Below are 13,752 nucleotides of genomic sequence, written 5' to 3'. Positions count from 1 at the left end.
ACGAAAAAATCAAGAGAAAAGCTTTGCTTTACGTGAGCTTTTCTCTTGATTTTTTAGAAAGAGGAACATTTACTGAATATCCCTAATTATATTGAAAAAAGCGAGGAACTTTCGAGTATCCTCGCTTTTTTTATACATTTGTACTCAATAAATAATAAAACACATAGATTATGAAAAAACTATTGATGTCGGTTGCAGTACTTTTATTAGCCGCAACCACCTTTGCGCAAACACCCGGTTATGAATTCACAACCATTGTATCGCACAAAGCGACTCCCGTCAAGGACCAGGCTTCCACCGGAACCTGCTGGTGCTTTGCCACCGCTTCTTTCATGGAATCCGAATTACTTCGTATGGGAAAGGGGGAATACGACCTCTCGGAAATGTTTATTGTCCGCCAAAAATACATGAACCAAATGGAAGACAACTACCTTCGCCGGGGCAAAGGAAACATTGGAGAAGGAAGTCTGGCACATACTTTCAAAAATGCCTATAAACAGGTGGGGATCGTACCGGAAGAAGCCTATTCCGGTCTGATCAATGGTAATACGGATCATAATCACGGAGCATTATGCCGCTACTTCAAAGCTTTGGTCGATGCCAATATCGCTTCCAAGAAACGTACCCCACAGTATTATTCACTTATTGATAATCTATTCGATACGTATCTGGGCAAACTACCAGAGAAGTTCACTTATAAAGGAAAAGAATATACACCGCAGTCTTTCACTGAAAGTCTGGGACTGAACATGGATAATTATATCGAGTTGACCAGTTTTACCCACAAACCTTATTATGAAACTTTCTCACCGGAAGTACCCGATAATTGGGAAAACCAGCCAATGTATAACCTCCCTCTGGATGAATTGATAGAAGCCATCGACTATGCATTAAACAAGGGGTATACCGTATGTTGGGATGGGGACGTCAGCGAACAAGGTTTCTCTTTTAAGAACGGAATTGCCATCAATCCGCAAGTGGAAGATATAAAAGACTACTCCACTACCGACCGTGCCCGTTTTGAAGAGATGCCTAAATATCAACGTCTGGATGAAGTTTTTAAGTTTGAACATCCTTATCCGGAAATCAAGGTAACACCGGAAATCCGCCAAGAAGGCTACGAGAAATTTGTAACGACAGATGACCATTTAATGCACATTACCGGTATTGCCAAAGACCAAAACGGCACTAAATACTATATAACTAAAAACTCTTGGGGAGCGGACGGTAATAAATTCGGGGGATATCTTAATATGTCCGAAAGCTATGTACGCGCTAAAACAATCTGCGTCATGGTACACAAAGACTCCCTGCCGAAAGAATTGAGAAAGAAACTCGGAATCAACTAAAAGATATAAGTCCTATAATTGAGATAAGGATATCCTGAAATAAAAAAAGCAACTACTTCATTGCGAATTAGTTGCTTTTTTAGGGATATTCAGTAAATGTCCTTGAAATAATCTGTGATAATTTGCGTTAATCTACGCTTTAACCACTTTTTCCTCTTATTTCTTTCTTAATGTGACATCACTGATTTCTACAACGCCACCTTTATTCTGAGCAAGAATAGCTACATAGCAGTCTTTCAAGATAGCAGCGTCATCATCCGTATCAGATACTTCCAAATCAGCATTTGCTTTCTTACTGCTGATAGCGTTCACAACTTGTCCCATGTCGTAATAAACTACCACTTTCGTCCATTTGTCTGCATCCTTAATTTTGAAGTTGTACTGTGCTCCCGAAGCATTCGGTTGAGAATCAGCATCATAATCACGACGCATAAAGAAGGTGGTATTGTACTTGCCATTATCATTCTTTTCTTCATTCGTCTGCTTGATATATACACTTACCGGAGTACCGGCTTCTTTTGCTTTCGCATAAAAAGTAAGGACATAGATACCTTTCTGCAACCCGTCTGTAACACGCTGTCCCAAGAAAGCCTTGTACCAGGAAATGTTCTTTGCAGCTCCGGAGTTGTCTATCTTCATGGCATTAGGATATTTGGCATCACCCGTCTGTTCCCAAGCAATGGTAGTTGCACCGTCAGCTTCATTATTCATGATGAACCATTCACCGGCTGTCGCCTTATTCGGATTGGTCACCTTGTTCGTTACTTCTGTTGCGAATTTCTCGTTTTTAATCAGATTCTGAGCGCTTACGCTTACTCCTGCAATAGCCAAAAGGCCGGCAAATACTACTTTTTTCATCTTACTGTGATTTAATTGTTTAATACCTTTATAATTCTAAGTTCTTATTTTACTTCACTTGTTGAATGACAAACTTATAATTCCCAGTCGCTTTCTTTTCTTCTGTCTTCAGTGTGATGCGATAAATCTCCTTGCCCCAAACATTAGAAAGGCGGGGATCATCCAATTTAATAGTTTCCAGTTCTGCTTTAAACTGAGACGGATAATCCAACTCTACTTTCTGTCCTTTCACTTCAACACGCACTTTGCCGGGAGAAGGAAAGCTAACCTTTCCCCAAGTCAGGAAATTAAGTTGATTGGGAGCCAGTGCCTCATTCAATGTATAGTTGTCCGTAATCATCAGTTTACGGTCGTCCAATGCATACGAACGAATCCAACTCTTTACTTTTGCTTCTGCCGGATAAGCTGTGGCAATATCTGCAGAAAAAATACGCTTCTTTTCATTGCAAACAGTATTGGTCGCTTTATATTGTTGACCGAATTTTTGCGGAACTCCGTTTATCATCGGTAAGTTATGATAATTGCTTTGCATGGTCCAGATAGTATAACGGTCTTTTCCGAACGTCTGCTTGGTATAGGTACCGACTCCGGCATCAATAAATACAGGAATCGTGTTTACATACAAAGAGAACGTTCCTACATCATTATGGTTATGGCTTTCATTATTGAATCCGCCTTTGGCAGCGAGCAGCATACCATTCTTATTTTTCATGTAGCAGAATTCAGTTTCGGGATACCAGGTAACATCCGGCATATCGTGTTTCGGGGTCGCTTTTTCCAGGTCATTACAGCAAAGCAGGGATTGAAGGGAACGGAAAGCGTCATTGCCCATAGTAGCATACGGCTTTCTGCCATTCAGCAAGTAAGCTGCAAAATGCATCATTTCATCACTGCTGACCGCTTTACCGAAACGGTAAATCAACAGAGGGTCACCCCCACCCTGTGCCGAAGCATCGGCGAAGTTCACTACCCAGCCATTGCCTACGTAGGAACGGGACATATATTCACCCATCCGGCGAATCATCGGTTCATTAAACAAGGATATCTTGCCTCCTGTACCATCGGAAAGAATTTGGAGATAATCATAGAGTTTTCCGGCAGCATGTCCCCAATAAGAGGTTCCTTCTTCACAAGCGCCATCGGACTTTACGAAATTAATGAATTTATCCACAGACTTCATAGAACGATAAACGGCTTTGGCCAGCTTGTCCTTATTATTTTCCATCAGGAAGAAACATTGCAAAGCATTGGAATTACACCAAGGATTCCAGTTATTGATAATTTCTCCCGGTTGCCAGTTGAAAGCCATCCACCACATTTCATCATCATTCATATAAGGATCGAGAATACGTTCTTTGATTGCTTTACGCATTTGTAGGGATACTACAGGATTGATCTTATCGAATGGCTTACGGAAAAAATAGTGTACCCACGCCATCAAGGCTCCATACCCCCCTGAGCCCAAATCAATAATCTGTTCACGGAAATCGGGAAGCGAACGTTTACTGCTCTGACGGGGCAAGTGTGCGGATAAAACCCATGAATTCATTTCGCAGCTCATATAAGCTCCATTGAGCAGTTGGTCAATAAAGCGTCCCTTTCCCTCCGCCAGTTCGGCAAGCATCAGGGTATTAAGTGCTCTACGATTATCATCGTAAGGAACCTCCATCACTTTTCGGTTGCCGCTACGCTCGTATTCCAAATAAGCGGTGGCAGGAATCAGTTGCCATTTGTAGTTGAGAAGTTTTTCACCGGCTTCGATAAGACGTTGTTTGTTGGGACCCATCAGCGAATCCCAAGCGGCACGATCCGTATAAGCAGGATAAGGCACCCACGCTTGTTTCATCACTAACACATTTTTCAATGTAGATTCGTCTGCCGCTTTTTGCAGCATATTGCGTTCGGTGTAAGCATTGGCTTTGAAAGTGAAACTTCCTAAAGCGGCTACTAAAAGAACACAAAGCAAATGTTTCATTCGATTCATGGTATTTTTGTTCATTTAAGTAAGGCAAAGATAGTATATATCTTATGAAATAAGGTGAGTAAATCATACGAACCTAATGGCAAAAAAGTACATACCTCCAAAATCGTACTCGTCATTGCCTTATTTTAAGTTCAATCCCAATCACTAAATTCAAAACTCAACTGTTCCCAAACGCCGTGTTGTTCATCGGCTTCCTCCTTCGGATTAGAGACGGATAGTCCGATAAGGCGAATCGGGTGCTGTTCATATTCCACACTTTTAAGCAATTCTTTTGTAAGCGGAAGTATACGGTCCAGGGTTGTTAATTCTTGCGGCTGGGTAAGACTTCGGGTTATCTGACTAAAATCATGAAACTTGATTTTCAGCGTTAGGGTGTTTCCTTTGAAATCCTTATGGTTGAGTCGTTCGACGAGCTCCACTGCCACATGGTATAGTTCGATAATCACCGATGAACGGGTAGAAATATCCCGCTCCAATGTACGTTCGCACCCGATAGATTTACGAATACGGACAGCCTCCACCGGACGTTCATCAATCCCCCGTGCACATTCGTAATAAAGAGCTCCTACCTTTCCAAAATGCGCTGTCAGCATTTCCAAAGAGCATTTCCGTAGTTGGAGTCCGTTACGAATGCCGAGTAGATGCATTTTCTTGGCGGTCACAGGACCTACTCCCCAAAATGATTCGATAGGGAGACGAGCGATAAAATCAAGCGCTTGTTCCGGATGAATGGTACATAATCCGTCCGGTTTGCGATAGTCTGAAGCTATTTTAGCCAGAAATTTATTATAAGAAACTCCGGCAGATGCAACGAGATTGAGCTGTTCACGAATCTTTTGCTTTATTTCTTTGGCTATGTCCACTGCCAATGAAATGCCTTTCTTATTCTCCGTCACATCCAGAAAAGCCTCATCTAAAGAAAGAGGTTCAATAATATCCGTATACTCATGGAAGATTTCATGTATCTGCCGGGAAACTGCTTTATAGACATCCATCCGCCCATGCACAAAGATCAACTGCGGGCAAAGACGTTTCGCCTTTTGGGAGGACATCGCCGAACGGACACCATAACGCCGGGCTTCATAGCTGGCAGCAGCCACAACTCCCCTCTCCTCTGCATGACCTACCGCCAAAGGCTTGCCACGAAGTTCAGGATTATCACGCTGTTCTACTGAGGCGTAAAAAGCATCCATGTCGATATGTAGAATCTTTCTATGAGTCATTGGAAGACATTAGCAGAGCGAAGTTACTACAAAAAGATTAGTGCTGCATGGAAAAATAACAAAAGAAAGAATAGAACGCATAAAAAGGTTATTACCCAATACTGTTCAACACAAAATTATAGCAATGCGGCAACCTTCCGAATGTTTTCGAGACGTTTGGCGAAAGCCTGGTTACGCTTAGCATTAAGCATATCAAAATCAGCCTGCAAACCTGTAAGAATATGCGCAGGAATACCCAATGCAGCTTCAAACAAAAGAGCATATTGAGGGTTTACAGCACGTTTACAGTTAATAATATCATTTACAACAGTATATGACGCCCCCATTCTATCAGCAAGTTTCTTTTGTGATATACCACGAAACTCGATTTCATCTTTGATCAGTTCTCCAGGATGAGTCGGCTCATAAGGGTCGATGTTGTTTGCAATCATTTTAGGATCTATTCCTTTTACTTCAATCATAACGCAATTATTTATTCATATTTCGTTCCTCGTTTATGTTACAAAAATAGTATTTGTTTTTCCATTATCAACAAAAAAGTTGATTTGCTTCTCATTTAAAAGCAAAATATTTAGAAAACTTATATTGGAAATGACTCCTTTATAGTAATAATTGACAGATGGAAAGGTTTATTTTAGCTAGGAACTTATTATAAGATACTCCAGCAGACACAACAAGATTGAGGTGTTCACGAATCTTTTACTTTATTTCTTTGGCTATGTCCACTGCCAATGAAATGCCTTTCTTATTCTCCGTCACATCTAAGAAAGCTTCATCCAAAGAAAAAAGTTCGATGATATCCGATACTTATGAACGGATACCGTAACATCGGGCTTCATAGCTAGCAGCGGCCACAACTCCCTTTTCCTATGCGTGACCTACCACCAAAGGTGCCACAAAGTTCCGGATTATCACACTGTTCTACTGAGATGTAAAAAGCATCCATGTTAATATATAATCTTTCTATTAATCATTGGAAGACATTAACAGAACTAATATTACTACAAATTCCCGAATGTAAAGAGAGCTAGTAGTAGACATTCATTGATAATATTAATATTCTTAACGAAATATACAAAATAAAAAACCAAGAGTTTGGTTACTACATGAAAAAAATAGAATGTACAGAAAGAAAATTATTCAATATTGATATTACAGTAAATACACTTAAAAAGTTAAAACGAAAAAATGTTTTATGAAAAACACTTTATCAAACCCTCCGATTCTTTCAGTAACTTGATTACAAAAAAGGTAACTATATACGATAACACACTAAACTCCGTAGTAACAAAATTTTCTCATTTTCAGTTAGATATCAACAATATTTAAAAGAAACACCTGTCTGCCATAGACTTTATATGAAGAACTCTGAAAAGATAGCTTGCGGGTTCTTTTTCAGAGTTTTTTTCGTAACTCTTATTATGAAAATGGACAAAGTTTATAGGGGAAATGAAAGATGCGTGGCTATGATAGTTGATTTGAAGTTTCGATGATTGAAAGATATGCTTTTATACCCTGTAACTTATTCTTAATAGATTCATTCGTTTGAAGTCTTTTTGATAATATTACCACTTTCTTCTTATAACCTAAAGGTGCAAGAAGTCTATTGTTTTGGCATATAACACCTGTCACTATTGGATTTTTTGTTTGATAATGTATCTTTTTATGACTTATTTTGAATCCAGACTTTTTAATAGATAGAAAGAAATTGGGGTATTAAATCTTTGAAATCTGATTTAGACGACAAAGTGATATCATCAACAAACATTGAAAATTTAATATGATGTTCCTTTGCCAACTGATTAATTTCCAAGCCAAAGGGTTTAAACACTAAATTAGCTATTAGTGTTGATGTTGGAATACCTTGCGGAACTTGATGTTTACGAGTAGTCAGTTTGGTCAATATTCTTGCTATGGTAGGCGCACAACCTTCTCGAAGAAACATTTGAAAAACCTGTTTGTGAGAGATTGTAGAAAAGAATGATTTCAAATCAGTTGTAAATATGTATTTATTCCCTTTATGAAAACGAGCGTTACATACATTGTTTTTCCCTTTAACGCCACCATAAACGTATTGAGGTATTTCAACTTGCTTAACCATAAAATTAAATAGACGTGCTTGAACCTCTTTTAGTTTTCCTTTAGATAAGTTGATTTGTCTTGTGACAATTTTGCCATTACTATTCTTCTTTGGTTTACCTGTGAATTTATTGATTTTTACTTTTTCAAAAGAGCAATAGTAATCTTCAAGATGTGTTAGCAAATAATTTAGTTGCTCCTTGTTAACACTTAATATGTATAGTAAATGCTTTTCGTTCGTTATCATCAGTAAAAAAGAGATTAGAGAGCTGATTATAACAATTCAAGTAAAGATTTACACCATTCTATCAAAACTTTATTGCACTTGATAATTGAATCAATGCTTTTGCAAACTCGACAATGGCTTTAATCCATTTTGTCCATTTCCTAATCCTTCTCTCCTTTGTTACAATCATTGGAGAACAATGGAGGGAAGTTCTTTTTGCCTTCATCCCTCTCTTTAAAAGCTTCTTCTTTTTCTTTGTCATAACATAATTTTTTAGTTCGGGCAATATTGCCACGTGCTAAAATCAATATGACCTAACTAAAATATGCTTAGACATTGCTTTCTATTGTACTCTCTATTTTCACGTGCTATAAAAAATACACTATAATATAGGATATGTATAAGTAAGAACAATATGCAAACACGAAATAGACCAAACAGCCTGTTTATGATTACCATTCTTCAAACCTATGCCTTCTCCAATTTACCAATTACTGGTGCGATTACTCGCTTTAGTTTTTAACATAATCTTAGTTATCAAAGCCTTCTTCAGTCTATCAAAGAACTAATACAATGCAAAAATACGAAAAGTATTTAGTATCTTCTAAAAAGACAAATTGTATTTTATTAAAAAAATGCGTTCTAAAACAATCTTTTGTTTTTAAAGAAAACTTGAACTACATCTTTCAATTTGAGGTGGCGAATCGAGCGTAAAGCAAATATATAAGAATGGTATCCATTTTACAGTGTATTTCTAAGCAATTTAATTATAAGTCTCATACAAAACATAATATTTTTTCAATCTATTTTTAATTTTCCTCTTTTTCAAAGAAAAAACGCCATCATTTTCTTGATAATCCCAAAAAAGTGTGTATATTTGAAAATATTTTAAATAAAATAAATACAAATAATTAAAAAATGAGCTAATGGATAAATAATAAAAAACTACTTATGAATTGAATGCATTTAAACATAACTATTGTATCACAAATAAACAAATGCCTTATGAAAAATTATCATTCTATTCTATTATCATTATTGTTATTTACTGGTTGTTATGACGAGAAAGACATGGAAGACTTTACCAATAAAAGAACACTTCCTATTTTTGAGTCTATTGTTTCTAGGCGTGCTGTTCCTGTTTATGAATTTGATTGGGAAAATGCAGATTGGATGCCTACTCCTCCTCAACAAGCTAAAATTCCTTCACCTTGGATTGGTCAAGGAAGTATTGCTTCTACATTTGGTATAGAGATTGTTAATGACCGTAAGAAAATTGATGGATGGGAATTGTTATATAATAGTTTCAATATTGAAGAATCGTCACTTGTAAACCCGTATTTTATCCTTTATAATAAGTATAGAGGCATTATGCGTATTTTTTTCTATACAACAACCTCATTTGTAGCTTCTTCATCTTATATTCAAGATGGAATTTCTATTATCTCAGACAGAGAAATATCCTTACTTAACTTTTTAGGTGAAGATTTTATTGATACAACAAACAATAAAATGCAATATTGTCAAATGCAACCAACTCCCCCTGATGGTTCATTTCCACTGGCTTCTAATAGATGGTATATGTTGCAATATGAATTAGCATATGATGCACATATAAGTGATATCCCATATAGTAGCATTCAACTTAATTGGACTCTTAATTATTATAATGTGCAAAACATTAGTTTAGGAGGAACATCTGTAGGAGAATTAAATGGTGTTATAGGTTCTTCTTCAAAAAGCAATATTTTTTCAGCATTAATGGGAGTTGGAAAAACCGCTGCAACAGGCGCTTTAGCAGGAATAGGTCTGAATACAATTTCAAAAAACACATTAAATTCAACTACTGGCGAAAACAAATTAGGTCTTCCAAAGGATATATTTAAAAATTTGTCATCTGGCATAAGCAATGCTTTGTCAGGGGCTACTGGAAACTTAGCAAAAATGGGTGCTAATTTATTATCAGCTATTGTTGGTGGTAGTAGTACAAGTGGTCCCATTCCTGTTTGTTTTACATTCAACACTCAGATAGAGCTCCAAGGACGTGGTACCGAAGGAGGTGCATTCCCTTCAACTCCAGTATCTTTTTGGTGTCCAGGAACAAATATACCACCGAATGCTATAGGTTATATACCATTATACAACAAGTCACTAGGTGTGTTGAATTTCGAAGGACAACCAGCTGTCCCATATACCTATCAAGAGTTTCCTAGTACAATGGAGGATATTGATGGGCGAATTCTTTATCTTCTGGAAGGCTATTGTAAATTTCCAGAAGAGGTTGATTTTTCTAATTATCTTAGAATAAATCCTGAAGTCTCGAAAATAGCTACAGTTACAATCAAAAAACAAGAACTTGTTGCTAGTTATAAGGACGAATATGGTAAAAAGAATGTTTGGCTACAACCTTCTAGCTTTACTTGGGATATAGGAGATGTTCCTGCTTACTCAAACCGTCATGACTTTCCTGAAGATTTAAAATTAGGAGTCCGTTTTACAGTGGAAATAAAACCATTGGATGGAGGTGCAACTTCTACTATAATAAAAACATTCCAGCTCTCTTTTCCAAAGAACTTATAAAAATTAAGCCTTATGAAATACATATTTTTTTTTATTTTATCAATCTTCATCTCATGTCTAGTACCTAGTTGTAATGACCAAGATGAAATTTTAATGGAAGGATCATTGACTATTACATTTAAGAATCCACCACAGGAACTCATAATCAATATTTATTCAATGCAAAGTATGAATACTCCTATCTGGAGTACTCCATCCGAAGGGAAAAAAGAGTTTAAGCTCCCTCTAAATATAGGAAATTATGTGATAAAACCGACATCGCCTACCAGTTCCTTTTTCGAATTGGCTTTTCAGATAAGACAAGGAAAAGAGAGTATGATATCATACGATGAAAGAAATCAAGGAAAAGTAAGCACCCCCCATTGAATATTGTAATAAATATGTATGAGAGTACATCAAAATGATGAAGACACTAAAAAAGTCCCCTAAGGCTTTCTCTTAGAAACAATGACGGTATAAATCTAATCAAATTTATATTTATACCGTTTCTTGTATTTTAGATTTAATAATTCAAATCTTCATGATTTGATCACCTTTCAAGATAACCTACTTCTACAAAACTGGACATAAAAGAAAAAAAATAAAAGTAAACAAAAGCTTTAACCAACAAAACTTTTGTTTACTTTTAAAGTGGACCTGGAGGGAGTCTCTCGAACCTTTTCACAAAATATCATAATCTATCAAACATCAGATTATTAAATAGTTATATTTAGCTATCATCTATCTAAATATCTCTTAATATCATTGCATATCTCAATTATTGGGTGTACTTTTGGGTGTAACTTTCAAATACACCCAGTTTATGAACATCAAGAGAAATATCATCTTCGCACTGGAAAGCCGCAAAAAAGATGGCATTCCTATCACTCAAAATGTACCCATCCGTATGCGTGTCGTTTTTGCAAGCCAACGGATTGAGTTTACAACAGGCTATCGGATTGATATGGAGAAGTGGGATGCAGACAAGCAACGGGTAAGAAACGGCTGTACCAATAAGCTGAAACAAAGCGCATCAGAAATCAACACCGAACTACTGCGTCAATACACCGAGATACAGAATGTGTTCAAGGAGTTCGAAGTACAAGACATAATGCCCACCCCTGCACAAATCAAAGAGGCTTTCAATCTAAAGATGAAAGGAGAAAAGGAAGAGAGCCATCATGAGAAAGAGGAAGTGAAATTAGACTTCATGAAAATCTTTGATGAGTTTGTTGCCGAATGCAGCAAACAAAATGACTGGTCATCCTCTACTCTAAAGAAGTTTGCAACAGTAAAAAAGCACATCGCAACTTTTGATCCGAACACGACATTTGAGAGCTGGACGGAAAGACACTTCAATGAGTATATAGATTACTTACGCAGTGATAAAGATATGCGCAACACTTCCATAGCCAAGCAAATCAAGTTCTTGAAATGGTTTTTACGTTGGGCTAACCGAAAAGGGTATCATCAAAACACCGCTTATGACAAATTCATGCCCAAAATGAAAAGTGCACCGAAAAAAGTAATATTCCTTACCCGGAATGAATTGGACAAAATCAGAGCCTGCCAGATACCTGCTGCCAAACAATACCTTGAAAGAGTAAGGGATGTTCTATTATTTTGTTGCTTCACAGGTCTTCGGCATTCTGATGTGTATAACTTGAAACGCAGCGACGTGAAAGAGGAACACATAGAAATTACCACCATCAAAACGGCTGACAGTCTTATTATTGAGCTGAATGACCACAGCAAAGCTATTCTTGAAAAGTATAAAGATATTCCTTTCCAAAACAATAAAGCATTGCCAGTGGTAAGTAATCAGAAGATGAACGAGTATTTGAAAGAGTTAGGAGAACTGGCAGAAATAGACGAACCTGTACGGGAAACCTACTACAAGGGAAATGAACGAATAGACGAAGTCACACCTAAATATGCCTTGTTGAGCACCCATACTGGCAGACGCACATTTATTTGTAATGCTTTGGCTCTGGGCATTCCGGTGCAAGTGGTCATGAAATGGACAGGGCATAGCGACTACAAAGCCATGAAACCTTACATTGACATAGCAGACGACATCAAAATTCAGGCAATGAACAAATTTAATCTCCTATAAACATGAATACGATAACAACCCTCATACCCCAATACGGAGAGCTGAACAGAATCAGCAAAGACTGGATTGTAAGCCATACTTTCTCTTTTGAAAAGCAGAAATTCATCGTTGATTTCTACTCGGAATGGAACGACATAACAGCTTTTGAACAAGCTATCCTTGAACTGGTGCTTCATACACCGCCAGAACCATGTACTCTGCTGCTGAAAAGCCTGAAAAAGGAAGTAAAAGAATACACACGGCTTTATGAAGCTTACCGCCTTCCCAATGACGAGGTAATCATGCGTGTATGTAACCAATATGCAGACAGCTATAAGGAAGCCATCAAGGAAGAGATGGAAGTGGTAAACAGGCTGCGCAAACCGATGAACGAAGCCAACAACCGCTATGATTCCATCGGCTACCGAGAGCATACACCCGAAGAAGAAAAGCTGGCGGAAAGAGAATATGAGCGCTGCAAGGCTGAATATGAAAAGGGGAAAGCCCAGCTAGACCATCTCTATGACCTGCAAACACTTGTCCGGAAAGAAGCCCGGCAATACATGAAAAACCGTTGCGGTGACATCTGTCTGCTTAGCGTACACTTCATGGGCATCCTGACCAAATATGTACCGGACGAAGAAAGCAAGCCGAATGAAGCAGACAGGCAGAGCCGTACAGACAGCCAGCCGGAAGCTGAAACTACAACCGCATCGGCTACGGCTACGACTGCCGGATTGCCTGAACATTTCAGCATGAAGCTGCTTTCCATCATTCATGAAGTTTGTGCAGGGGAACAGTTTGAAGACATTACCGCACCGGATTTCTATGCCTGCATGAATCTGCATCCCTGTCAGTGCGTACTGAAAATAAAGCCAAGGGAAAAGATGCGGGTATGCTATCTGATTTCCCTGATGAAGGAGCAGTTGCCAGAGCAGGATAAGGACAAATGGAAGGAAGCCATCCTGAAACACCTAAATATTGATGAAGACTATTACAAGTCCAAGTACAGGGAACCCGTCTCCGATTTACCCAGTATTCCCAACCAAAAGTTCGCCAAGGAAATGGACGGAATATTCCGATAACCCGTGATATTCCGATATATTTTACGACATGACCACTTATACCACTCAAAAAATATTTTGAGTGGTATTTTTATTTCTTGATATTCAGCGATATAACAAAGCAATCCGTATCTATCATCCACATACTTACCACTCAAAACCCTACCTAATTTTGCATCGTTCGAGAACAGAAGAAACAGCCTGTGCGCAGGGCTATTGTCAAACAAGTAATCATACGGACGATGAACAACCTCAAAGAACTATTAGTGAAACCCGTCTGGCAGATGACAGGCGAAGAGTTCCTTTTTTTAAGCA

General features: G+C 37.9%; 11 protein-coding genes and 1 pseudogene. 5 read left to right on the top strand and 7 right to left on the bottom strand.

What is annotated here, in order from left to right:
• The first annotated feature begins 170 nt into the window (after positions 1-170).
• The gene (locus BACFIN_RS01025) at positions 171-1,349 is read left to right on the top strand and encodes a C1 family peptidase (RefSeq protein WP_007758007.1); all 1,179 of its coding nucleotides are present in this window, start codon (positions 171-173) and stop codon (positions 1,347-1,349) included.
• Between the two features lie 156 nt (positions 1,350-1,505).
• Here BACFIN_RS01025 and BACFIN_RS01030 read toward each other — a convergent pair whose 3' ends face one another.
• The 7 genes and pseudogenes from BACFIN_RS01030 to BACFIN_RS21090 all read right to left on the bottom strand — a co-directional run bounded on the left by BACFIN_RS01030 (position 1,506) and on the right by BACFIN_RS21090 (position 7,981).
• Complete coding sequence (locus BACFIN_RS01030; RefSeq protein ID WP_007758006.1) at positions 1,506-2,207, bottom strand: DUF4627 domain-containing protein; 702 nt, start codon at positions 2,205-2,207, stop codon at positions 1,506-1,508.
• A gap of 49 nt (positions 2,208-2,256) precedes the next feature.
• Positions 2,257-4,191: a heparinase II/III domain-containing protein gene (locus tag BACFIN_RS01035; protein ID WP_032839973.1), complete on the bottom strand. Its 1,935-nt coding sequence runs from the start codon at positions 4,189-4,191 to the stop codon at positions 2,257-2,259.
• 131 nt (positions 4,192-4,322) lie between these two features.
• Positions 4,323-5,414: a DNA polymerase IV gene (dinB, locus tag BACFIN_RS01040; protein WP_007757999.1), complete on the bottom strand. Its 1,092-nt coding sequence runs from the start codon at positions 5,412-5,414 to the stop codon at positions 4,323-4,325.
• A 116-nt stretch (positions 5,415-5,530) separates the two neighbouring features.
• Positions 5,531-5,875, bottom strand: a complete 345-nt coding sequence (locus tag BACFIN_RS01045; RefSeq protein WP_007757997.1) for a HigA family addiction module antitoxin — start codon at positions 5,873-5,875, stop codon at positions 5,531-5,533.
• 169 nt (positions 5,876-6,044) lie between these two features.
• Positions 6,045-6,360 (bottom strand): annotated as a pseudogene (locus BACFIN_RS22140) (Y-family DNA polymerase); the annotation flags it as partial.
• A 744-nt stretch (positions 6,361-7,104) separates the two neighbouring features.
• Positions 7,105-7,740 carry a reverse transcriptase family protein gene (locus BACFIN_RS21095; RefSeq protein ID WP_007757993.1) on the bottom strand — a complete coding sequence of 212 codons (636 nt, stop codon included), beginning with the start codon at positions 7,738-7,740 and terminating at the stop codon, positions 7,105-7,107.
• A 61-nt stretch (positions 7,741-7,801) separates the two neighbouring features.
• Positions 7,802-7,981, bottom strand: coding sequence for a hypothetical protein (locus BACFIN_RS21090; protein WP_230325559.1), 180 nt, complete (start codon positions 7,979-7,981; stop codon positions 7,802-7,804).
• A 743-nt stretch (positions 7,982-8,724) separates the two neighbouring features.
• Between BACFIN_RS21090 and BACFIN_RS01050 the strand changes: the two genes are divergently transcribed.
• From BACFIN_RS01050 to BACFIN_RS22825, 4 genes are all read left to right on the top strand, one after another.
• Positions 8,725-10,299, top strand: a complete 1,575-nt coding sequence (locus BACFIN_RS01050) for a hypothetical protein (protein ID WP_007757990.1) — start codon at positions 8,725-8,727, stop codon at positions 10,297-10,299.
• 802 nt (positions 10,300-11,101) lie between these two features.
• Entirely contained in the window at positions 11,102-12,394 is a 1,293-nt protein-coding gene (locus BACFIN_RS01055) for a site-specific integrase (RefSeq protein ID WP_007757986.1), read from the top strand.
• A 2-nt stretch (positions 12,395-12,396) separates the two neighbouring features.
• Positions 12,397-13,458, top strand: coding sequence for a hypothetical protein (locus BACFIN_RS01060; RefSeq protein ID WP_007757985.1), 1,062 nt, complete (start codon positions 12,397-12,399; stop codon positions 13,456-13,458).
• 221 nt (positions 13,459-13,679) lie between these two features.
• Positions 13,680-13,752: DUF3853 family protein (locus BACFIN_RS22825; protein WP_157037699.1), on the top strand; the 73-nt coding region annotated here is incomplete at its 3' end.

It is taken from the genome of Bacteroides finegoldii DSM 17565 (assembly GCF_000156195.1).
Lineage (GTDB): Bacteria > Bacteroidota > Bacteroidia > Bacteroidales > Bacteroidaceae > Bacteroides > Bacteroides finegoldii.
This window is presented reverse-complemented; position numbering and strand designations above follow the sequence as displayed.